The sequence below is a fragment of the Methylomonas defluvii genome (assembly GCF_033949435.1).
Taxonomy (GTDB): Bacteria; Pseudomonadota; Gammaproteobacteria; order Methylococcales; family Methylomonadaceae; genus Methylomonas; species Methylomonas defluvii.
This window is the reverse complement of sequence record NZ_JAXARY010000006.1, coordinates 139,629-162,348: the sequence shown is the minus strand read 5'-3', so window position 1 is coordinate 162,348 and position 22,720 is coordinate 139,629. Positions and strand designations below refer to the sequence as shown.

The 22,720-nt window shown below is 51.3% G+C and carries 18 protein-coding genes; 5 read left to right on the top strand and 13 right to left on the bottom strand.

From position 1 onward, the window contains the following. Positions 1–5: 5 nt before the first annotated feature. Positions 6–515 carry a sigma-70 family RNA polymerase sigma factor gene (locus QLH52_RS08605; RefSeq protein ID WP_205453512.1) on the bottom strand — a complete coding sequence of 170 codons (510 nt, stop codon included), beginning with the start codon at positions 513–515 and terminating at the stop codon, positions 6–8. Positions 516–922: 407 nt separating this feature from the next. On the opposite strand from QLH52_RS08605, the gene QLH52_RS08600 reads away from it, so the two are divergent. Then, positions 923–2,215, top strand: a complete 1,293-nt coding sequence (locus QLH52_RS08600) for an MFS transporter (protein ID WP_205453513.1) — start codon at positions 923–925, stop codon at positions 2,213–2,215. A gap of 114 nt (positions 2,216–2,329) precedes the next feature. Here the strand turns inward: QLH52_RS08600 and nhaD are convergent, their stop codons facing one another. Next, positions 2,330–3,772, bottom strand: a complete 1,443-nt coding sequence (gene nhaD, locus QLH52_RS08595; protein ID WP_319961252.1) for a sodium:proton antiporter NhaD — start codon at positions 3,770–3,772, stop codon at positions 2,330–2,332. Positions 3,773–3,899: 127 nt separating this feature from the next. Next, entirely contained in the window at positions 3,900–4,436 is a 537-nt protein-coding gene (locus tag QLH52_RS08590; protein WP_319961251.1) for a MarR family winged helix-turn-helix transcriptional regulator, read from the bottom strand. Between the two features lie 665 nt (positions 4,437–5,101). Here QLH52_RS08590 and QLH52_RS08585 point away from each other — a divergent pair. From QLH52_RS08585 to QLH52_RS08575, 3 genes are all read left to right on the top strand, one after another. Beyond that, complete coding sequence (locus QLH52_RS08585; protein WP_319961250.1) at positions 5,102–6,592, top strand: HAD-IB family phosphatase; 1,491 nt, start codon at positions 5,102–5,104, stop codon at positions 6,590–6,592. Between the two features lie 712 nt (positions 6,593–7,304). Beyond that, positions 7,305–8,636, top strand: a complete 1,332-nt coding sequence (gene clcA / locus QLH52_RS08580) for a H(+)/Cl(-) exchange transporter ClcA (protein WP_319961249.1) — start codon at positions 7,305–7,307, stop codon at positions 8,634–8,636. Positions 8,637–8,698: 62 nt separating this feature from the next. Beyond that, positions 8,699–9,862, top strand: coding sequence for a cation:proton antiporter (locus QLH52_RS08575; RefSeq protein WP_319961248.1), 1,164 nt, complete (start codon positions 8,699–8,701; stop codon positions 9,860–9,862). Positions 9,863–9,904: 42 nt separating this feature from the next. Here QLH52_RS08575 and QLH52_RS08570 read toward each other — a convergent pair whose 3' ends face one another. The 9 genes from QLH52_RS08570 to QLH52_RS08530 form a co-directional block, all read right to left on the bottom strand. Next, positions 9,905–11,248: a glycoside hydrolase family 5 protein gene (locus QLH52_RS08570; RefSeq protein ID WP_165385921.1), complete on the bottom strand. Its 1,344-nt coding sequence runs from the start codon at positions 11,246–11,248 to the stop codon at positions 9,905–9,907. Positions 11,249–11,437: 189 nt separating this feature from the next. Next, the gene (locus tag QLH52_RS08565; RefSeq protein ID WP_319961247.1) at positions 11,438–13,393 is read right to left on the bottom strand and encodes an alpha-amylase family glycosyl hydrolase; all 1,956 of its coding nucleotides are present in this window, start codon (positions 13,391–13,393) and stop codon (positions 11,438–11,440) included. A 166-nt stretch (positions 13,394–13,559) separates the two neighbouring features. Next, positions 13,560–14,414, bottom strand: coding sequence for an HAD-IIB family hydrolase (locus tag QLH52_RS08560; RefSeq protein WP_101052146.1), 855 nt, complete (start codon positions 14,412–14,414; stop codon positions 13,560–13,562). A gap of 15 nt (positions 14,415–14,429) precedes the next feature. Further along, on the bottom strand, positions 14,430–16,568 hold the full coding sequence (locus QLH52_RS08555) for an HAD family hydrolase (protein ID WP_319961246.1): 2,139 nt from the start codon (positions 16,566–16,568) through the stop codon (positions 14,430–14,432). 73 nt (positions 16,569–16,641) lie between these two features. Next, a complete protein-coding gene (locus QLH52_RS08550) occupies positions 16,642–17,844 on the bottom strand; it encodes a cation:proton antiporter (protein ID WP_319961245.1) in 1,203 nt (400 codons plus the stop codon). A 14-nt stretch (positions 17,845–17,858) separates the two neighbouring features. Continuing rightward, positions 17,859–19,208: an OpgC family protein gene (locus QLH52_RS08545; RefSeq protein ID WP_319961244.1), complete on the bottom strand. Its 1,350-nt coding sequence runs from the start codon at positions 19,206–19,208 to the stop codon at positions 17,859–17,861. Between the two features lie 130 nt (positions 19,209–19,338). After that, positions 19,339–19,476 (bottom strand): universal stress protein, encoded by a 138-nt coding sequence (locus QLH52_RS08540; RefSeq protein WP_319961243.1) that lies wholly within the window; start codon positions 19,474–19,476, stop codon positions 19,339–19,341. Between the two features lie 236 nt (positions 19,477–19,712). Next, a complete protein-coding gene (locus tag QLH52_RS08535) occupies positions 19,713–20,060 on the bottom strand; it encodes a hypothetical protein (RefSeq protein WP_319961242.1) in 348 nt (115 codons plus the stop codon). Between the two features lie 64 nt (positions 20,061–20,124). Continuing rightward, complete coding sequence (locus QLH52_RS08530; protein ID WP_319961241.1) at positions 20,125–20,724, bottom strand: DUF502 domain-containing protein; 600 nt, start codon at positions 20,722–20,724, stop codon at positions 20,125–20,127. Between the two features lie 448 nt (positions 20,725–21,172). On the opposite strand from QLH52_RS08530, the gene QLH52_RS08525 reads away from it, so the two are divergent. Continuing rightward, positions 21,173–21,433 (top strand): hypothetical protein, encoded by a 261-nt coding sequence (locus tag QLH52_RS08525; RefSeq protein WP_319961240.1) that lies wholly within the window; start codon positions 21,173–21,175, stop codon positions 21,431–21,433. A gap of 30 nt (positions 21,434–21,463) precedes the next feature. Here the strand turns inward: QLH52_RS08525 and QLH52_RS08520 are convergent, their stop codons facing one another. Continuing rightward, positions 21,464–22,681, bottom strand: coding sequence for an MFS transporter (locus tag QLH52_RS08520; protein WP_319961239.1), 1,218 nt, complete (start codon positions 22,679–22,681; stop codon positions 21,464–21,466). Positions 22,682–22,720 lie beyond the last annotated feature (39 nt).

Below are 22,720 nucleotides of genomic sequence, written 5' to 3'. Positions count from 1 at the left end.
TGGGATTAAAACCCGGCGCTCAGGCACTGAAACATGGCTTGTGCCATGTATTTTCTGACCATGCGGTCACTGACGCCCAATTGCCGACCGATTTCGGCATAAGTGAGGTCGTCCAGTTGCGCCAACAAAAAAGCCTTACGGACTTTTGCCGGTAGTTGATTGAGTAGTTCGTCGATTTCCCGCAAGACTTCGAGCACGATGGCGCTATCCTCCGCCGAAATGACCCGCTCCTCGGGATAGGCCGCGAGTCTCGCCAGGTAAGCCTGTTCGATGCTGTTGCGCCGCCAGTGATTGATCAGCAGGCGTTTGGCGATGGTGGTCAGGTAGGCGCGGGGTTCGTTGAGACTTGGTGTGTCTTTTGCGGCGATGACGCGCAGAAATGTATCTTGGGCATGATCTTCCGCCTGCAGGCGGTCCTGCACCCGTTTTTCCAACCATTGCAGCAGCCAGGGGTGGTGGTCCTGATAAAGGCGGGTGAGGTCTTGTTGGCCGTCGTCAATACACTCTGTGCTCATCGATTTAGTTTTACATGCCCAGTTTACAAAAGGTCTTACGCTTTGCCGTTAATGCTTTCGGCCTAGCGGCCCCGCTTTTTTTGCAAATTCAAAACTAAGCAAGAACTGCTCCGAAGTCGTTAATTTAGGCGGCTTGTCTGTTTAGGGTTTTAAAAAAGTAAATAAAATCATTTTCTTACAGTTGTTCACACTCAAACGCATTGTCGAGCCGGGGAGTGCGCTGCTTCGAAACCGGATGTCTAAAATGCGTGATTTGGCGTATTTTGTTTGGGAATGCGTGAAATCACCTAAATCCCCCAGGCCCCGCCGTTGAGGTATGGATCGGCCCTGTTACACGCGACCGAAATGGGTGTGGTTCAACGGGGGGCGTAAGTTAAGATGTGCAAAAACTCATCGGCTTAAACGACATGTCTCATTCCAATGACCCGTACTCGGAAACAAGGCGGCTGTTCAATATCTTCAGCGGCTCGGTTGGCAACCTGGTGGAATATTTTGATTGGGCCATTTACGCCGCGTTTGCCTTGTACTTTGCCCCGGCATTTTTCCCGGAAACCGATCAAACTGCTCAGTTGTTGAACAATGCGGCGATATTTGCGGTGGGCTTTATTTTTCGGCCTTTGGGCGGATGGTTGCTCGGCAGTCTTGCAGACCGCAAAGGCCGCAAAAGCGCTTTGCTGCTTTCGGTCAGCTTGATGTGTTTAGGATCGTTAATCATCGCTTGCACGCCGGGCTATGCGGTAATTGGTATGTGGGCGCCGGCTTTGTTGTTATTTGCCCGGATGTTGCAGGGGTTTAGTATCGGCGGCGAATACGGCAGCTCCGCGACATATCTGAGCGAGATGGCAGCACCCGAGCGGCGCGGCTATTACTCCAGTTTTCAATACGTCACTATCGTACTGGGGCAAATTCTGGCTTTGGGTTTATTGATGTTGCTGCAAAAATGCCTACTGAGCAGCGCAGAGCTGCATGATTGGGGCTGGCGTATCGGCTTTATTGTCGGCGGCTTGTTGGCGGTGGTGGCGATGGGCTTACGCGGCAACATGGCCGAGACCACGGCTTTTGTCGAACAACAGACTTTTACCGGCCAACGCGCCCAGCTACGGGAACTGCTGAACTATCCCAAACCGGTAATGACGGTGGTGGCGTTAACCGCTGGTGGGACCTTGTCGTATTACACCTTCACCGTCTACATGCAAAAGTATCTGGTCAACACCACCGGCTTTAGTAAGGACGATGCCACCACAATCTGCACGCTGGCCTTGATCGTGTTCATGTTGCTGCAGCCGTTGTTCGGATTAATTTCGGACTACCTCGGCCGTCGCACGATGCTGATTGCTTTTGGTGCCGGTGCCACATTGTTTACGACGCCATTGCTTGATCTATTAGGCCACGCGCAAACGATGGCTTCGGCGTTGGGCTGGTATGTTTGTGCATTGCTGATTGTCTCGGGCTATTCGTCAGTTAACGCCATCGTCAAAGCCGAGCTGTTTCCGGTGCATATTCGAGCTTTGGGGGTGGGGTTTCCCTATGCTTTGACCGTAGCAATATTCGGCGGCACCGCCGAGTATCTGGCTCTTTGGCTGAAAAGCCTGGGACACGCGGAATGGTTTGCATACTACGTTAGCGCATGCGCGGCCGTATCGATGCTGGTGGCCTTTACGATGAAAGAGCCTATGCGGCTGTCTCGCTTGGACGGATAGTTGGGCAAGTTTTGTCCAGTATGACCATGAATGCACTCGTTCGACACACAGCCACATGCGGAACTTTGGGGTGGATAAGTCGCGCGTATCCCCCCCATTTGTCGGACTGCAGAGCTAAAAAAGCGCGGAATTTATTAAAAAGTGCGCAGCCACGCTGCCCAAATACCCTAGGGCAATCACCGGCGTCCATTTCAGATGAGTCATGAAGGTGTAAATGCCCTTGGCTTGGCCCATAAGCGCCACGCCTGCTGCCGAGCCGACCGACAACAAACTGCCGCCAACACCCGCCGTCAGCGTGACCAGCAGCCATTGACCTTCCGACATCTCGGGGCGCATGGCTAAAATTGCAAACATTACCGGAATGTTGTCGATCAAGGCCGAGATCAGGCCAACTAGGACATTGGCAGGCGTTGCGCCAAGTTCGCCGTACAGAAACTCTGATAAATGGCGTAAATAGCCGAGAAAGTTCATACCACCCACACACAGCACCACGCCGTAGAAAAACAGCAAGGTATCCCATTCCATGCGCGCCAAATGATGAAAGACGTCGAAGCGCATACTGTCCTCGTCGGCAGCAGCGGGGTTTTCCTCGCCGGACATCGGGTCTAGGCCCAGTTCCGGTTCGTCGCGGTGGGTAATATGCAGAAAATAGCCGAACAATTGCAGATAGGTCAGGCCAGCCATCATGCCCACTGCTGCCGGCATATGCAGGCTATTCTGAAAGCCGACTGCCGTGAGAACGGTGAGCAGAAACAACGCTACGATACGCTTGGCGCCGCGACGCGTGACAACCTGGGCATGAAGAGGCGCCGGCAGGGTTTTCGGAATGGCAAAATGCATGATGGCAGCGGGAATCAGGAAGTTAAGCACCGAAGGCACAAACAACTTGAAGAACGCCCAGAAATCGATGATACCTTTTTGCCAGACCATCAAAGTGGTGATGTCGCCGAACGGGCAAAACGCACCGCCGGCATTGGCGGCTACCACCGTGTTGACGCAGGCAATGCCGACAAATTTGGGATTGTCCTTGCCAACCGCCATGACGACCGCGCACATCAGCATCGCGGTCGTCATGTTGTTGGACACCGAGGAGATGAAAAACGCCAAGACTCCGGTCACCCAAAACAGTTGGCGATAACTCAAACCTTTGTTAACCAGCCAGGCCCGCAAGCTATCAAAAACCCGTCTTTCTTCCATGGCATTGATGTAAGCAATCGAGACGATCAGGAATAGCAACAATTCACCATAATCCAACACATCGTGCCGAATCGCCGTTTCCGCGACCGGAGACATGCCTTGGTCTTTATAAACCAGGGCAATCGCCACCCAAATCAGAGCCGCAGCCAACATCATCGGTTTGGATTTGCGTAATTCCAAGACTTCTTCCAGCACTACCAGCAGATAAGCGATCGCAAACAGGCCGACACATAGATAACCTACCCAATGTCCGCTCAAGTCCAGGGATTGAGATAAGCTCTCCGCCAGCAATTTGGGCGACGATAACAATAGTCCGGCACCCGTTAAACAACCGAGCAAAATCTTGTTAAATTCTTTCATACAGTCTTCTATTTCAGTTACGCAGCGATTGTCTTCTGAGCCACTGGTTATTCTCGGGTATCAATATTCCGTATTGATGTCACAAAAGCAAACCCTGTTGCTATAGCTGCGGGATAGGTCGAAATGCTCATGCCTTCTTTCTAGGGGAAAGCGGTTTTTTAGGCAGCGCGTTAATCGGCAGCATAGCCGCCTCGTCATCCTTGATTTTCATCTCTTGGACAAGGACATCCAGATTCTTGGCCAGAGACTTGAGAACATTTTCCGGTAAGTCAAATAAGGCATGTTGCAGTATGCCCTGAGGCGGGGTGGGCACTTGGTTTAGTAATTCAATACCCTCCTGGGTCAAAGTCACCGTGACGACCCGCTGGTCCTCACTCACGCGTTCTCGCAGGATCAAACCTTTCTTGGCGAGTTTATCGAGCATATTGCTGGCGGTGGAATGATGAATCGACATCGCTTTAGCCAACTCGGTGACCTTCAATCCGGGCGTTTTTGACAATTCCCAAAGTGCCCACAGTTGCGCGCTGGTGACACCGCAATGCGTTTCGACCCATTGGGAATGTTGTTGGACAGCCTTAAAAATCAGGCGAAACTGTTTCAAGACCTCATAAGGCCATTGTTTGGAGTCGTCGGTTTTCCGAGTTTGCAGTGCGGTTTTGTCCATTGCGTTACGATTTATGTTCGGCAAAATTGCCATTAAAAGACATCATTATCCACCAAAGCGTTAATGTGGTCAGGTTGATTCCAAGGGTTTGTGCGTAGTTTGTGGTTACCTGCTAAAACACAATTCATGGAGAAAACAAGGATTCCTAAGTTTGTCTTTATATGTTTACACAAACATTGTTTGCATCAACATTATGCGGTTATTATAATGCCCTCGGCAAGTCTAAGAGCCGATCAACCGTTGTGAAAAGGCTTGATGTGGTTTCAAAAATTTAACCTGAGTTGATCTGTGTCACTTAGCTTGCCAACTAACTTTTTGAGTTGACGCGAAACAGAAAGACAAATGCTGTTTCGCGCTTGCTCAAGTCCCCATGGTTTCCGTAGCAATACTTACAAAGCAGCATAGAATCCGAAACTAGAATGTTTTCAAAAAATCACATGAGACGGCTTATCTACTGGATTTGCCTTGCCTCCCTATTGTCGCTGGCATCCTGTTGCGCTCGACATGATGCGGTCCCTATCGATCAATCTTCGTCGACGACTGCCTAGAGCTCGATAAATTTTGCCGATGTCCGGAATGTCACTGTGGCCGCAGGGATAAGCTGAGTAGGGATTGCCTAAAATCGTGGTCTCAACTGCGAGGCCGCAAATGACTAGGAATAACGTATGAAATCGAAATATGGTCACCGGGTATCCGTTAAGAGACAGAAATCCAATCGAATCTATCTCCCCCGCGAAGCGAACGCCTGCGCCACCGTCGTGATACCGGCTTTGAACGAAGCCAAACGCATTCGGGAAGTGGTCGCTTACGCCCTGGCCGATCCGGCAACGGCCGAAGTGATTGTCGTCGACGATAGCTCCATAGACAACACAGCAATATTGGCGCAACAGGCAGGCGCCCAGGTTCTGACCAGCAGTATGCTAGGCAAAGGCGCGTCGATGCGTGACGGTGCGGCGGCAGCCGCTCATGATCTGGTCGTTTACCTGGACGGTGATCTGAGGAATTTGCGTCCCGGTATTGTCACCAGCCTTTGTTTGCCGCTGCTCAATGAAAGCGCGGACTTTGTCAAAGCCCGCTTCGGTCGTGGCGGTGGCCGGGTGACGGAACTCACCGCAAAACCGATGCTAAAGGTCTTTTTTCCCGAACTAGCTTATCTATCCCAACCGCTGGGCGGCATCATCGCTGCGCGCAAATGCCTGCTGCAAACGCTAAGCTTCGAAGATGGTTATGGCGTGGATGCCGGTTTATTGCTTGACGCGCATTTGGCCGGTGCCCATCTGGCAGAAGTCGATATCGGTTCGTTAGAACATGATAGCCAGCCGCTGCAAGACTTATCGCTGATGGCCAATGAAGTCAGCCGCGTCATTTTTAACCGCGCCAAACTGGCGGGACGTCTGCACGTTGAACAGGTGATAGCCATGTATGAGAGCCAACGCCAAGTCGCGGCTAGCATTGACTATGTACTGACCTTGCGCAAGGGTCGGCGCTCCCTGGTCTTGCTGGACATGGACGGCACCATAACGCCCTCGCGCTTTGCGCTGGAACTGGCGCGCAATACCGGAAATGAAACGGCACTGATGCAATTGCTGGATACGCCCCACGACGATGCCATAACCCGTAGCGAGCGGATAGCCGAGTTGTTTCGCTTTGTTCACAAGCAGCAATTCGAACAGGTGGCTCGTACAATGGAAATTCGTCCTGGCGTCATCGAATTCGTCAAGCAGGCAAGGCGAGCCGGTTTCATGGTCGGCATAGTCAGCGACAGCTATTTTGTTGCTGCCGATATCATCAGACGCCGCATATTTGCTGATTTTGCCTTGGCTCATACCTTGACCTTCGAGGGAAGCGTCTGCAATGGGCAACTTCAAATCAATCCGGCTTTCTTGCCTGACGAAAGTGATGCAGTGACTTCCATTTGTAAAAGCAATGTTTTGCGTTGCTTCTTGACTGATAAAACACTGCCCCCTGTCGAACTGATCTGGGCGGTCGGCGATAACCTTAATGACCTGGAAATGTTGCGGCTAGCGGACAATGCCTTCGTCATCGATCCGAAGTTGCCCAAACTGCTTGAGGAGCCCGGTATCACACTGATCACTGAGTTCAATGATTTAGTGGAATTGTTAGTCTACGAGGCGTCGGAAAGTATGGAATCCTAATGGTAGCCGAGTTTAGTTGTTTTTAATGGTGTACCTAATATCGCGATTACTCAGCTAGTCCGAACGTCACCAAACCCTTGGTGTTTTTATGAGCCACATGCTTTATGTTGATGTGCTATTTCTTGTCAGTTTGCTATGTATCTTCGGTTGCGAACAGCACAATCCGCAGCCAGTAGCTCAATCTAGTCAATCAAAACGCCTTGCTGACAGTAACAAGCAAACGCACGTACATTGCCCTAAGTCGCATCCCTATACAATCAGCTCCGATAATTCAACCCGAAGTATCCGCGGACATGATTTTGAAACGGACCCGCATAGATTGTCTTGCTCAGACATTTATTATCGCAATCAGGGGCGAGTGGCTCGACACCCTAATACTCTAAAATAGGCGACAAAATATCCTCTTGCGATGTTGTTCTGTCCCCTGGCAACACCATTCACAATAAGCTGTAGAAGACGATAGTCTCCGCAATACACATGATTAGGATAGGTGATTTTTTGCGGCAATATGTTCATGCAAACATTGTTTGCTTCAACATTGAGTCATCACTAAAATGCTAACGGCCTGATCGATTTCTGCTGCTCCTCAATGCATTTAAAAAGACCAGGATTATCTAAAACCCGAGCCGCAACCTAATTCACGGCCATTGGAAATTACTTACTGTGTCGTGAGCCCGATAAACGTAAATTCCCCCACCTGAACCGGAGAAGGTTGTTGAAATGTGACTTATCAGAACACCAGCCGGCGTCAGCGGCGGAGCTTAACCGGCAGCGGAACCGTTTGATACCCCAAGCAATCGTTCTCGGCTTACTGACCGGCGGAACTTCGGTAGCATTTCATTTTGCGATGAATAGCGCCGAAGCATTTCGACATAAATTTTTCGACTTTTCCCATCAGAACAGCCACCTTGGCATGGGCATGGTTCTGGGGTTAGCGCTAGTCACCGTGAGTATCTCAGCCGGAATGGTCAGGCAATTTGCACCCGAGTCAAGCGGTAGTGGCATTCCCCATATTAAGGGGGTATTGATTGGGCACCGGCACTTCCGTTGGGTACGGGTGCTGCTTACCAAGTTCTTCAGTATGGTCATTGGCAGCGTTGGCGGCCTAGTGGTTGGCCGGGCCGGTCCCTGTGTGCACATGGGCAGCTCTATAGGGCAAGGGTTAGCCGATATTTGGCCTAAAGATGGTAAGCACTATCATACGATTTTGATCGCTGCCGGCGGCGGTGCCGGCCTCACGGCGGCATTCAATGCTCCGCTTTCCGGCTTGACCTTTGTACTGGAAGAACTTGAAAGGCGCTGCTCGTCGCTTGAATTCATTACCGCCGCCATTGCCTGTCTGACCGCTGATATGGTTTGCCGCTTAGCACTTGGGCAACAATCAGTCTTCCATTTCGCCCATGTCGCTGCTGCGCCGCTTAGTCAGCTCATTGCCTTCGTAGCTTTGGGCTTGTTATCAGCCCTGTTGGCTGGCTTGTTTACCCATACTTTATTGTGGGGACAGCGCTTGATCACCCTGGGACCTTGGTCAAGATCGATCTGGTGGCTAATCTTGGCTGGCGGGTTGACTGCCACAGCTTGGTATGCACCGCAGTTATTGGGCGGTGGGCATGATTTCGTGAATGATATTCTCGTCGGTCAAGAACTCACATTGCAGACCATCGGACTGTTATTTATCAGCCGATTCGTGTTGACTATTGGCAGTTCCTGCTCAGGCGCGGCCGGGGGAATTTTTATGCCGATCCTGGTGCTGGGTGCGCTGTTGGGGTGGGGTGTCGGTGTGTCCACCCAACTGGCTTTCCCCGCATTAGATGTAGACCCCAGATTATTTGCCGTAGTCGGTATGGCGGCGTATTTTAGTGGCGTGGTGCAAGCGCCCTTGACCGGCATTGTGTTAATCATCGAGATGACCGGTGATTACGCGTTGATTTTGCCGCTATTCACCGCCTGTTTTACCGCATTGCTAATCGCGAATTGGTTGGGGTGCCCGCCCGTTTATGAAGCGTTGTTGGAAAACGATTTGCGAAAAGAACGGATTCAGTGAATGGTTCATTGAAAACGCTTGATACTCCCCACATTGCCAACCCGCCCCATCAGGAGACAGTTATGGAATCTTACCGAATAGCGCTATTTGTCATTGCTTTGGTGGCGGCTTTCGCGCCTTTGCTCGCCAGATTACCCACTCGCCTGCGTATGCCGGTGGTGGTGGTGGAAATGCTTTTGGGAATGCTGATTGGCCCGCATATTTTCAATTGGGTATCCCCTGACGGTTTAGTGGGCATGTTGGGCGAGCTAGGCCTGACGTTTTTGCTGTTTATGGTGGGCATGGAAATTAATCTCGGCGAAATTCACGGCAAACCCTTAGCGCTGGCGATTGGTGGCTGGTTTCTGTCGTTTACGGTAGCCATGGTGTGCATGTTTTTTGTGCATGCCATCGGCCTGATTCAGGCGCCGCCCTTATTGGCTGCCATCGCCTTGTCGACCACTGCGCTGGGAATATTGGCGCCGATCCTGCGCGACGAGGGCATTTTGAATTCGGACTTTGGCAAGCTGCTTCTCTCGGCTGCGGCGATGGGAGAATTCGGCCCGCTCATGGTTGTCTCCTTACTGATCATCCCGACCCATAGTACCTTTTTGCATACTGTGTTCATCGTGGCCTTCGTGGGGATTACCTTTGTGATTGCGGATACGGCTATCAATGCGCGATCCTCTGCTTTAATCAATCTCCTGGCTCAAACCATGCAAAGCAGTGGCCAATTGCCGGTGAGAATCTGCATTGCGCTCCAAGCGTTATTAGTGGTTTTGGCCGGCGAGTTCGGGCTGAATGTGGTGATCGGAGCCTTCGCGGCCGGCATGGTGGTCAGCCTTGCCAGCCAAGGCGACCATGGCGTGATTCTGCATCAGAAATTGGATGCCATCGGTTATGGCTTCATAATACCCATCTTCTTCATCGTCTCCGGGATGAAATTTGATGTCAGTGCGCTTTGGGCGAATCCGTTGGTTCCCGTGCAGATTATCTGTTTATTGGGCCTGCTGATCCTGATTCGTGGCGCTCCGATACTGCTTTACCATCAAGTTTTATCAAAAAAAGACAGGCTGCCTTTTGCCCTTTATTCCGCCACCGGCCTGCCCATGATTGTCATCATCACTGAAATTGGGGTCTCGTCCGGCTTGATGTCTCCGGATCGCGCCGCGGTTCTGGTCAGTGCTGCGATGATTTCCGTTATGCTGTTTCCTCTCCTCGCGGAAAGGATAAGAGTGCACTCGTAGGGTGGTATGCAAACACCATCGATAACCCGGCCCGTTTCAAGCTCATTCCGTTACCGCTATATTTAAATTAACGCCGGAAATAATCTCTTGTTCAGCCTGATTTTCTGATTTAGCGGTAACGGTTTGAGTGGGGCGTTTCAGGTTTCGGCCTAAGGTTGCTTTTTGCATGGCCTCGATCACTGTAGGATTGGGCGAAAAATAGTCCGGTGTGTTCCATCGACTCCATTTGTACTTGATCGTGTTGAAATCATCCGTAGCAATATTGGCAACATTGCTATTCTGCTCTGCGGTGTTGTACATGCCCCAATTATTGCGGCCCAACACCTTATACGACCAGGTAGTCCAATGGCTGCCGGACTCTGTAAATTGCTGAAGGCCGTAATTCCAGGATTCGGGATTGCCGAACAACGTGAACTCCCCTATAAAATGCGGTACGTTATATTCCGCACCCCATTTTTTCGCGTCCTGAATCCACCCGTCCACGGCATTCTTCATCACCATGAAGTCTTCATTGTTTTGCCATTGGTAATAGTGCAGAGAATAGACGACGTTCTCCCAGTTTTTTTCTTGAGGATTCGGCAGGGTATTCCACCACCAGATGGCTTCCATAATGATGATATGGTCGGGATCAATCGCCCGGATAGCGTGATACAGGCGATCATATAGATTGACCACCTCAGCCCCCATCGCGCCGGGAAAGGTTTCCGAGGGTTCATTTAGCAGGTCATAACCGGCTACACCCGCATTGTCTTTAAAACGCATGGCAAGGGTTTCCCAAAACTCTACCAGTTGATTCTGATAGAGCGGAGTGGAATAAAGCAGCTTGCCGTTTTGCCGGCCTGAGTGATGGGCTCCGTTTTGTGAACCCGGCGCACCATGCAGATCAAGGATGGTGTACAGCCCATATTCCCGAGCTTTGTTGACGGTCCACTCAATCCTGGATAAATCAATGGCACCGGTATCGTCCAGTCGCCAGTTGCCCCCGTCATCCATATGGTTTAGCGCATAGATGGGCAATCGGATACAGTTGAGACCGGCGGCGGCGATGTTCTTAAAATCGGTTTCCGTGATCCATGAATCCCAATAAGCTTGGTAGAGCTCCCAGACGGCATCCTTACCAAAACGCTTGTTAAGAATATTTCGCGCATCCCATTCATTTGACGCGCCGGCTAATGGCGACATCCAGGGTTCATGCCCCCGCCAGCCACCCAGGTTGGTGCCGTAAAGATGAACCTCCTTACCCATACCATGATTGTCTTTGATAGTCGCGCCATCCACTTTCAGAAAATCTGCAGCGGAACGACATACAGGCGACCATAGCAGCAGCGTGCAGAGTAAGACAGAAATTGTCGGTAAGAGTGGGAGAAAAACAGAGTTCAGTTTCATAATCATCACTAAAGCTTGGTGGGCTCCGTCCCTTGGATTTTAGCATCGAACAAGCGACCGTTTATTCTCGAGCTAACGGTAAAAGCGTGGGCAACATAATCCGCATCATTAGCAATGCCACTACAGATTTTACAGGCTATTCAGCCAATATACGCGATCATGGTCAGTCAATCTCGGGTGATCTAATGATTATATTTCCGTCAACCAATAGAACTGATAACCCTGCAACACCATCCGCCTATCATATTGCGCCGGCTTGCCGCCGCTGTACAAATCGACGAATTGCCCAAAAGGATCGATGCCCCGACTCCTGAGCAGATATAAATCAAGATATTGCGGGTTGGCGTCGAAATTGGCGACGACCAAAATGCGTTCCGATGGCCGGTCGTGATTGAAACGAATGAAGCACAGCAAATGCGGGTTATCGACCTCGACCAGTTCCCGGTTGTTGAAGTCGGCGAACGCCGAGATTTCCTTACGGATCGCGATCATTTTTTTTATCGCATTGAACAGGGCAAATTCAGTGGTGCCTTGTTTTTTGCGCAATTCCGCTCGGTCCCAGTTGATTTTTGGGCGATGTATCCAACGGTTGTCGTCGCTTTTGCCGGGGTCGTCGCGGTAGCCATAATCGTTAACGACGCCGAGCGCATCGCCGTTGTAAAGTAAGGGAATACCGCCAAAAGACAATATCAGGCTATGCAATAACAGAATCTTTTTGATCGCGGTATCGATCAAGCCCTGGTCATTCATTTCCTGACCCGCCTCCAGTCCCGCCAGGGACGCCAGCGAGCCACTGATACGGGCATCTCCGGTGGTTTCGTTACGCATGAACACCATCCCTCTGGCTGGCGACGCCTCGAACTGGCCGCTGAAATAATTGACTAGAAACTGCCGGTGCGCATAGGGATCGTATCCTGCGGCCCGGATGTCGTTGTCGTCAAAGCCAAAGCCTATATCATCGTGGCAGCGCACATAATTCAGCCAAGTGGCTCGTTCCAGTTTCGCCGGCAGGTTTTTGACGCCTTGATAAAGCAATTTGGTATTTTGCGTGGCTATGGCATCCCATAGTAAGGCCATCAAGGTAGCGTTGTAGGCGATTTCGCATTCCTTGGCGATGATCGCGTCCTCGCCGAAATATTTGATGACTTCGAGCGGCGTGACGATGGCTTCGGCGATGAATAGCACGCCCGGCGCGGTGACCTGACAGCAATCCTTCATCAGTTGCAGAATCAGATGGGCATTGCGTTCGTTCTGGCAGGAAGAACCGATTTTCTTCCACAGGAAGGCGACGGCATCCAGCCGCAGGATGTCCACCCCCTGATTCGCCCAGAACAGGATGATATCCAGCATTTCGATGAAGACTTCTGGATTGCTGTAATTTAAATCCCACTGATAATGCTGGAACACCGTCATCACCCATTTCTGCATCTTCTCATTCCAGGTGAAGTTGCCAGGGGCTGATTCCGGGAAAATTTGCGGCATGGTCTGCTCGAACATATCGGGAATTTCCCGATTGTCGAAAACAAAGTAGTAATCCTGATAACGCTTATCGCCCTCGACCGCCTTGGCAGCCCAGTCGTGTTCGTCGGAGGTATGATTCATGACGATGTCCAACACCAGCAGGATATCGCGTTTCCTGAATTCCTCAGCCACCCGCCGCAGATCATTCAAATCGCCCAACCTGTCGTCGATTTGCCGAAAATCGCTGACTGCATAGCCGCCGTCACTCTTACCGGTCGGACACATCAGAATCGGCATGATATGCACCAAATTGATGCCAAGTTCCTGAAAGTACGAGATCTTGGTGGCCAGATCAGCCAGATTGTCCGCGAAACCATTGGTATACAGGGCCATGCCCACCCATTTCTGCGACAGAAACCAGTTGTGATTCTGTTCGCGTTCGATGTCGACCCGTTCCAACTCGGCGGATCGATCAATATAGCCCTTGGCCATGGTTTCCACCAGTCGCAGCATTTGTGCCTTGAAATCCTCGCGGTGACCATATAAGTTGAAAAACAGCGAATAAATCGCATAAAAATTAGCACCCAGCCGGGTGTAGAAGTGCCGAAGATCCTGGCGCCGAATCTCCGGCTTCAGATCATCCAGAATGGCGTTCAAGAGCGAGTGGGAAACTTGTTCGTACATGACCGTAACCTGTTCGAGTTAATGTGGCAACATGGCGTAACGAATGCGAAACTGGGATGGGCATTGGCGCCCATTGCGAGCTTAGTAGCCCCGCAGCAATTGTTGCATCATGCCGTTGTCTGCAAGACGCTTGAACTGTAAGGTGCAGAAAACGGCCATACTGCGATCAATCTTCATGGGTCTCCATCATCCAGTACCGGGTTTTCGGAAGATAATGGGCGATGCCTTCGAGTATACCCGCACTGTAATTGCCATTCATGCCCAAAAAGCCGCCTCGCGCCAGATAAAAAGCCACCTGGTTGCTGTTTTGCTCAATCAAGATTTGCGCCTGTTTGACCACGGCACGGTCAGCATTGGCGACCAGCACCGACGGTATCCGGCTGACAATCACCGGCAGATCGTTGCCGCTGTCGCCGGCAAATACCGTATCGCCAATATCGAAGCCCTGATGCCGCATCAAAAATTCCACGGCGTGCAGCTTGGTGGCGCGGGCCGGCAGCACATCCAGCAAACCGGTCGCCGAGGCTTCGTCCACGCTGTAAATCAGGCTGGCCGCAAGGTTTTGAGCCTCCAGCCGACTAGCCATTTCCTGGCGCAAAGCCTCAGTATCACACTGCATCGACAGATAATAACTAAGTTTGAAACGGTTTTGTTTGGCCTGTTCCTGCACGCGCAAATCCGGCAAATCGTCAAACAAGGGCCGCAAGTCCTTGGCCATCAGACCACGCCAGTCGCTGTTGATATTGTCTTCCCAGGCGGTCCAATGCTGCCATTCTGTGGAGCCCGCTCTGTAGATCGTGGTGCCGACGTCGCCGATGATCCAATCCGGTAACGGCAAATCGTATTCGAGCATGGCTTCCTCGACCAGTTCGCGGTGCCTGCCGCTGACATAGGCCAACGTCACCTCGGGGCGCGCAACCAAGCGCCGGAAAATGTCGCGCGCACCCGGCGATTCCGGCTGGCTGCCGTTGGGCAACAGGGTACGATCCAAGTCGGTGCAAATCAGGATACGCGTCTGCATGACACTGGAGCTTTGTCAGAGATCGAAGAAATCATAATGTTCGATGGCCTCCAGTATGCCCCAGGCATTTGACCGCTCGGCGAAATAGACTTGTTCTATGTCGGACAAATTCGCCAATTCCTCGCGATGGCGGTTGGCGACCACCACGCCCAGCGTATTGCCTGCCACCATGTCGCAATCGCCGCCGGAGCCGCCCGTCGCCAGGATGCGCTCTAGTGGAATATTCCATTGCCGGGCAACATATCGCAATGCCTGTCCTTTCGAGGCTCGCGCCGGTACGATGTCCAGAAACTGCCCAAATGACAGGGTGGGATTCACCGACAATTCCTTTTGACGCAACAAGGTCAGAATCTCGTCCATCGGCGGCGCACGCTCACTATCGTAATAATAGGAAATCTTGAAGCGGCTTTGTTCTTCCTTGGGTTGCGGTGTCAAACCGGGCAGACCACTGAGAACACGGCGCAGCACCTGTGGCGTCCACAGATGATCGATATGATAGCTCCAGGCTATATCGGCAATCAGTTGTGACGTGAAATAGATTTCGGTACCCAAGCTGGTGATCAAAATATCCGGCTTGGGAATCCGCTTTTGCTTCAAAATCGCCAAAACTGCATCCAGCCGGCGTCCGGTGGCGATACCGAACAGACACTTTCGTCGCTTCTCCCTGATCAAGTTGACGAATTGTGCCAATCCCTCGTCATCCCCCAACAGCGTGTTGTCCATCGCCGTAAAAATCGCCTGCCGCCGCAGCCGGCCCACTTTTCCCACCGGCGGCGTTTTCGGCAGACGTTCGAAATGTTGCAACAGCGGCTGCAGTTTTTGTAGATAGGCTTGAGTATGCGCCTCCCAGGAATAATAGCGGGCGACATTCCGTAGTCCGTTGGCGGACAGTGTCCGCCAGCGCTCGGGATTGTCTAGTATGCTCAGCAAGGCCTCGGCAATCGCGGTTTTGTCCAGCGGGTCCACTAACAACCCGTTATGGCAGTTGCCGATGATGTCGACCGGGCCACCGTTTTCGGTGGCCACCAGCGGCAGGCCGCTGGCGGCCGCTTCCAGCAGTGTCAGTCCAAACGGTTCGGTCAGGGCTGGATTGATGAAAATCCCCTTGGCTGCCGCCGCCAGACGATAAATCTCCGCGACCTCGTCCGCGCTGTGGTGCTTGGGTAGCGCAACCTGGCCGTACAGATCATAACAATCGATCACCAGCAACAATTCGGTCAACACGCCTTGCGCTCCGTCGTTCATTTCCCGGATGTCGTCGCGGTTGCCGGCGACGATCACCAGGTTAGCCATCGCCTGTAAACGCGGCGATTCGCCGTAGGCTTCCAACAAGGTGACAATGTTTTTGCGTTCGTCGGGTCTGGACAAGGCCAAAATCATCGGCTTATCCGCTTCGTACAAGAATTTATTGAGTGATACGGCAAACGCCGAATCCGCGGTTTTGGCGCTGGGCGGGTGAAATTGCTGGAGGTCCGTGCCGGGCGGAATGACCGCCATCTTCTCCGGGGTGTAGTAATCGTAAAGTTCGTATTGGTCTTCGATTTCGTTGCGGGTACTGGTGATGATCAACTCGGCATTGCTCAGCGTATCTTCTTCCGCATTAATGCGCCGGGAAATGTGATAACGCTGCTCGATTTCCTCCATTGCCAGGCCCAGTGCCAACAACCTACGGCACTTGTCCCGCCCCAAGGAATGGCCGGTATGAATCAACGGCAAACCTGTCAAATGCGCCAGTCGCACGCCAACATAGCCGGCGTCGGCATAATGGCTGTGCAACACATCCGGCCAGCGTGGCTGACGATGCAGCCAACTCAAAAGATTATCCGCGAAGCTGTCCAGATGATCCCAAAGCTCTTCTTTGCGGATATAGCCTTCCGGACCGGCATCGATACGCGCGATCTGCGCGTTTTCCGCCAATGCTTCGACGGCTTCTGCGTAATCGTCGCTGACGTCGCTGTCGACGATGCGCCGGGTAATCAAGTCCACCCGCTCGACCTGTGGCTGTTTCGCCAAGGCTTTGGCTAATTCCACGACATATTTGGTCTGCCCACCGGTATCGGCGTCGCGGCCCAATTCCAAATCATGCCCACGTATCAGGCCGTGGATGCTGATCAAGACGATATGCAGGCGTCCGGTATCTCCGTGTTCTAGCATGGTTCGCTCCGTGGACGACGTTGGTTTGCCCCGTCGACCTAGGTTAATACCGCTAAGAAATAGAGCAATCGACTTATTTCACGTAGCGGTAAAAACCTTTTAATAACATGGGCGCAAACAGGGTGGTCATGGCTATGACAATAATCAGCGCCGCGTAAACTTCGTTGACCATAATACCTGATGTGCGGCCGAGCTCGGCAAAAATCAGGCCGACTTCGCCGCGTGGAACCATGGCAATACCGATAGCCAGGCGCTCAGTCCAAGGTCCTCGCAGCACTAAGGCACCCAGCATTTTACCGAGTATAGCCACAGCCAACAGGCTGGCGGAAAACCACCATATGAACGGCGAGGCCCAATCGATTTCACGCAGATTCAACGAAAGCCCGACCATCACGAAAAATATCGGCACGAATAAGTGGATGATAGGCCGCATCTGAGCTTCGATACGCCCGGTAAAATCCGGATCTTCATGCAACGCCATAGCAAACGGCAGAAAAAAGCGCCGTGAAAGCGCTAGTCCCGCGGCAAACCCGCCCAACAATTCCGGGGCGCCCATTTCGTGGGCTAACCAGGCGAAAAACAGCACAAGAGAGACAATCAGCGTGGGGATGAGTCCGTCGGTCTGGCTGATTTTGGCAAATTGCCGGATCAGCAAGGAAATAGCTTTAGCAAACAACGGCGCCAAAACAAAGAACATGGCGATAAAGCCGATGACTTGCAGGGCATTGGCTGCGTTGATTTGTCCGACCTGCGAAAAATCGTACAGTACGGCCAGCAGCACGACGCCGAGTATGTCGTCAATCACCGCCGCGCCCAATACCACCTGTGCTTCCCGGCTGTGCTGACGTTTTAAATCGGTAAGCACGCGGACAGTAATACCGATACTGGTGGCGGTCAGGGTGCCGCCGATAAATAGCGATTCCAGCAAGTTACGATCAAACAGCCAATGGCTGAGACTGAAACCGAACACGAATGGCCACAGAAAGCCGCTGACCGCGACGAACAAAGCCTGCCAACCGCTTTTTGCTAATTGGCGTATGTCGGTATCCAGCCCGACTTCAAACAACAGCAAAATGATGCCGATTTCCGCCAATAATTTGATGACCTGACTAGGTTCCATCCAACCCAGAAAACTGGGGCCAAGAAGAACACCGGCCAACAGTTCGCCTACGACTGGTGGGCTTTTAAGCCGCGCGAACGATTCGCCAAACAGCCGAGCGGTCAGCAGAATAACCATTAACTGCAAGAAAAACTGATGAACGGCTTGGGCTTCCATGAGCTTAAAATCGTTTAAAGCTGTTGCCGGCTGTCGATCACTTTATCGGCTTCGGTTTCTGGTGACAGCGTTTCCACTGTTTGTAAAGCCTCCTTATCAGGCTCCCGTAACTGCACGGCAAGGTCTGGCGTGGCCACAATGCCGGACGGTTGTGAGTGGGTCAACATCGCTGGCAGCGCGGCTAAACCGATCAAGCAGGGCAGTGCTAAAGCTTGGTTAACCCAGCGATACCGGGGTATAAATGGCTCGAAATAATAGCTGTTATCGCTTTGGGCGAATCTTTCCGGCTGAGAAATTTTCCAGGGCTTAGTATCCAGCCAGGACATCGTTTGGCCGGCCAGCAACATCAGTCCTAAGCCGCTGAGATTGACCAAGGCCGCAGCGGACCATTCGTCGCGCCCAAGGTGGTCCAGCCAGATGCCCCCCGCATACGAGAGCACCATGGAACACAGGTAAATCGGTAAAGATTGTTGACCCATAATGACAACGGCACGCGGCACCGGACTGTGTAGCCATTGTGATCGCCAATGGCACAAGCGATACATCAGATAAGCCAGCGCGAGTAAATGCAACCAACGCAACACCCCCAAATGACTTTTGTCCAGCCAGGGCGTCAAGTTAGCGCGAAGCTCGCCCCAGAATTTAATCCGGGTATACGTGGCCTCATGCTCCAAAGGAATTGAAACCAGGACTAGCCCGAGGCAAACCGCTAACAGCCAGCCGTGTTTTACACTGACCTTGGCCCAGCCGGCGCCGAAGGCGTAACCGGTAAAAAACATCAGTTGCCAGTTATAGGGATTGAAATACCATTTTCGTCCACTCACTGGGTCGGCACTCAGTTCCCATCCGTAGTAATAACTGGCCCAATACAGGGTGACCGAACACGCTAAAGCCATACCGACATGCAAACGGGATACTAGCCAGAATATAGGCAGCCAAACGATCACTAGTAGATACAGCGGTAGGATGTCGAAATAATTGGGTACATATGCCAAGGTGAACAAGTCATACAGCGCTTGTTGGGTGGCGTCGAAAAAATAGGTTATGTTCAGACGTTGAATATCATCCATTTCCGGCACCCAGCGATTACCAACGACGCAAACCACAGCCAGCAGTACAAAAGAAGCCAGATGTGCGCTGTAAATTTGCACGCATCGGTGCAGGACGCGAACCAGTCCCAGCCAGAGTCCGGCGCGTTCAAAGCAGCGGCCGTAGGCCAGCGCGGAGGCAAAGCCGGATGAAAACACGAACACTTCTGCTGCGTCGCTGAGGCCGAATCGAGAAGGGGTATACCAAAACCAAGGGTTATCCGGCATGTGGTTAATAAAAATCACCATCAACGCCAAACCTCTAAAAAAATCCAAAGGCAAATTCCTGCTTTGCAGTGACGGGTCCGGCAATGCCATATAGGTCCTTTTGTCCAAGTAACGTTGATTAAGTGAATGAAGCCTGCCAATTAAATTTCCCTGATTATAAAAAAATTCAACCGCATCGTCATTCCAGGATTGACGAAGCCGCGTGCTGCGGGGCTAGCCGCAACAACAGCGGCTTGTGACTATTCATCAGCACTTTTACGGTAAAGCTGCTCAATAACCACTCACGGATGCGAGTATGACCAAAAGCGCTCATCATGGTCATATCGATACCTTTTGATCTTGGTAGTCGGACTGGGCTTGTTCGATGCCGATCAGCTTATTGGCGATAATCTCTATACAGCCCCGACAATAAACAATATGCCGTCTTTCGAAACCGGAATATTAAAGCCGGCTACTAACAAAATGCCGAATATGAGGGTCGGGGTATATTCAATATAATTTTGAATGATGTCGATAACAGCATTCATTTTGTTTAGTGGTGACCAGAAGGTTTTACTGCCGATTTTGCCAATATCTTGCTGCCAGATAACCCATCAAAGCGCCCCATACCAACATATAAATGCCATGCAATATTATTTCGAAGTTTAAGCGATAAGCCTCGATATAGTAATCGTATAAGTAATCCAATGTAACAATGATAAGGATCAGTTTTAGGGTAGTCTTAAAGCTTAACGATTTGGCGTAGAAATAGCTCACGCCCATGATAAAAAAGCCCACTAAGAATCGTGTGCCGGCGTGAATACTCCATTCGGAGCTGAGTATGGCGGTTTTTAAGATTGCCAGATTCATGAAATACAGAAGAGCTAATCCCAATATAAAACTAAAACTTAGCATTTTCATAGCGGACCCTTTTGGTTTTAAGACTATTTTCCGATCATAAAGTGAAGTAAAAAATATTTTTTTATTATTTTATGGGCAGCAGTTTTGAGGCTGCATCGTGCAATTTCGCAAAATCAACGCCGACGCTGATGACAAAGCTGGATGCCTCTTCAAAACTCATCGTCGATCTGACGATCTTGGATTCATCAACCATTACTGTGAATCCTGATGTCGGATTTGGCGAGGTGGGGACGTAAAGCACATAAAGCCTATCCAGTTTATTAGTGACATAAGCAGGAACCCAAACGCCGTCTTTAGGATATTCGACATAAACGACTTCGCGTGGTTTATCCTGGCCGTCTCCGGAAAATATGCCGATGAGCTTTTTGCTAACTCGATAAACGGTACGCAAGACGGGCAGTTTCTCTAGATAAGATTCCAATACGGAAAACATATGCGTTTTGCCGTTTCTAATTCTGAAGCCTAGGAATATTAAACCTAAAATCGTAACGGCAAATAATAACAAGGTTATCCAATAATTTTCATAATAGCCGTGGACACTTAAAAAAGTATCCCGTAACAAGCGCTCTATCAGCACCACGATTTGGATGACAACCAAAATCGGTAAAACCGCGAAAACGCCTAACAGGAAAAAGTCCATAATTTGACGTAATTTTTCTTTCATGCGTCCCCCTTGCAATCTATACATTTAAGTAAGTCGAAAACCGTCGACACTCGGAATAATCTGTGAGCATCATTTCCGTGTTATCAGGATATTTTTTATTTTGGTAAAGGCTTCTCGTGTGAATTGACGGTAAACAATCGCATTTAGTTCAGTATTTTTAATACTCGGGGATTATTAAAGCGTAAATTGGCAGATCGATTTCGGCGGGCTGTGCGAGATTACCTCAGCTGATAGTTGGGCTGGTGCAGTTTGCTCGTCCTTTTTAAAGGCGCTAGTGTGCTCAGATGAGCAGGATAAACACCTCAATAATTGGTTTGTAATGAAGCGTTGGCTGCTTTCAATTGAGTCGAGCTTGTGCAGCCGTAATAAATTTTAATGCATAGCTTTGAATTGGGTGAGGTGTTCGACCAAACCCAGGCGGAGCTCGGTTCGATCATGATAGGAAGGAGTGCAAGCGCTTTCAGTGCTCACAAAATTGGACAACGCTGATTTCCAGGGTAGATTTGGTACCTCAGAAGTCGTATTGGCTGCGAGCAAATCATTAATTGATAATGTGGGAGGAATTATGGGGCCGTATTACAGAGGTACATCGCAAAGCACCGGTGCGTTTTTTGATATGTTTTATCAACATCCGATCTTAACGGTGGTTTTAGTGGTAGCCACGATTGGCGCGGGTTTTTTATTGATGCGCGGAAAAAAGTCTGAATAAAACCGCTGTTTTGGGCAATTGACACGAAGATTACTGGAGCTGATTAAGCTCCAGCCTGCGTAGTTTAGGCGCGCATTTAGCCGTAACCGCCACCACCAACAGCGTCATACCACCGCCAAACACTACTGACGGCACCAAGCCCAGCAGTCGCGCGGCAACCCCGGATTCGAACGCGCCGAGTTCGTTAGACGAGCCGATGAATATGCCGTTGATCGCCGCGACTCTGCCGCGCATGGTATCCGGCGTGGCCAATTGCATGATGGTGGTACGCATCACCACCGATACCCCGTCGCAAATTCCGGAAAATAGTAAAGCTAGGCCTGCCACCCAGAAGTTCGTCGAAAGCGCAAAGCCGATCATACAAAAGCCAAAGCCGGCTACGGCGATCAGCAACCAGCGTCCGGCGTGCTTGTTGAGGGGATGCCGGGCTAGAAACAAGCCGGTCATCACCGCGCCAACGGCGGGCGCTGCACGTAAAATCCCCAGACCTTCCGGGCCGTAATGAAATATGTCGTGAATGAAGGCCGGCAGCATGGCGACCGCGCCGCCAAACAACACGGCAAACATATCCAGCGACTGCGCGCCCAGGATGATCTGGTTATTGAATACAAAACGCAAACCTTCGGCGATACTGGTAAAAATCGGCGCGCTTTCCGCCGCTGGCGGTTCCTTGATGCGTAAGGACAGCAAAGCCAGCGCGGCCAGTACGCATAAACCACCGGATGTGCCGTAAGCGACAGTCTTACCGGCCCAGCCGACCAGAACGCCACCCAGTGCCGGGCCGGCTACCAGAGCAAACTGAAACACCGAGCTCCCGAGGCCTGCTGCCCGCGCATAGTGTTCGCGTTGCAAAACCAAGGCGAACAGTGCGCTGTAAGATGGGCCGATAAAGGCGCGTGCCACGCCGGTGACGGCTATGGAGCCGTAAATCAAAACGACCGGATTGTCGGGAATCCAATGCGCCGCGACCGCGGTCAAGGTCAGGGCATTGAGACAGAGCAGCATACAGGCCGAAATCGCAAACCAGCGCCGTGAGTAATGATCGACAGCGTAACCGGCAAACAGCGCGCTGCAAAAATACGGGACCACTTCGGCCAGGCCTATCAGACCCAAGGCCAGCGGGTCGTGCGTCAGTTCGTAGATATGCCAGCCCACCACAATCGCCACGATTTGATAGGCCAGCACGATGAGCACGCGAAAAGTTAACAGTTTTAGAAACGCGGGGTTTGCAGTGCCTAAAAAACGCATGAATATCCAATGTTTAAATACAGCCGGCTACAGCTGCAT

Bases quoted from the DNA above. Each gene is read 5' to 3' on its own strand.
- QLH52_RS08605 (WP_205453512.1), bottom strand. From the start codon at position 515: ATGAGCACAGAGTGTATTGACGACGGCCAACAAGACCTCACCCGCCTT.
- QLH52_RS08600 (WP_205453513.1), top strand. From the start codon at position 923: ATGTCTCATTCCAATGACCCGTACTCGGAAACAAGGCGGCTGTTCAAT.
- nhaD (WP_319961252.1), bottom strand. From the start codon at position 3,772: ATGAAAGAATTTAACAAGATTTTGCTCGGTTGTTTAACGGGTGCCGGA.
- QLH52_RS08590 (WP_319961251.1), bottom strand. From the start codon at position 4,436: ATGGACAAAACCGCACTGCAAACTCGGAAAACCGACGACTCCAAACAA.
- QLH52_RS08585 (WP_319961250.1), top strand. From the start codon at position 5,102: ATGAAATCGAAATATGGTCACCGGGTATCCGTTAAGAGACAGAAATCC.
- QLH52_RS08575 (WP_319961248.1), top strand. From the start codon at position 8,699: ATGGAATCTTACCGAATAGCGCTATTTGTCATTGCTTTGGTGGCGGCT.
- QLH52_RS08570 (WP_165385921.1), bottom strand. From the start codon at position 11,248: ATGAAACTGAACTCTGTTTTTCTCCCACTCTTACCGACAATTTCTGTC.
- QLH52_RS08565 (WP_319961247.1), bottom strand. From the start codon at position 13,393: ATGTACGAACAAGTTTCCCACTCGCTCTTGAACGCCATTCTGGATGAT.
- QLH52_RS08560 (WP_101052146.1), bottom strand. From the start codon at position 14,414: ATGCAGACGCGTATCCTGATTTGCACCGACTTGGATCGTACCCTGTTG.
- QLH52_RS08555 (WP_319961246.1), bottom strand. From the start codon at position 16,568: ATGCTAGAACACGGAGATACCGGACGCCTGCATATCGTCTTGATCAGC.
- QLH52_RS08550 (WP_319961245.1), bottom strand. From the start codon at position 17,844: ATGGAAGCCCAAGCCGTTCATCAGTTTTTCTTGCAGTTAATGGTTATT.
- QLH52_RS08540 (WP_319961243.1), bottom strand. From the start codon at position 19,476: ATGATGAGCGCTTTTGGTCATACTCGCATCCGTGAGTGGTTATTGAGC.
- QLH52_RS08535 (WP_319961242.1), bottom strand. From the start codon at position 20,060: ATGAAAATGCTAAGTTTTAGTTTTATATTGGGATTAGCTCTTCTGTAT.
- QLH52_RS08530 (WP_319961241.1), bottom strand. From the start codon at position 20,724: ATGAAAGAAAAATTACGTCAAATTATGGACTTTTTCCTGTTAGGCGTT.
- QLH52_RS08520 (WP_319961239.1), bottom strand. From the start codon at position 22,681: ATGCGTTTTTTAGGCACTGCAAACCCCGCGTTTCTAAAACTGTTAACT.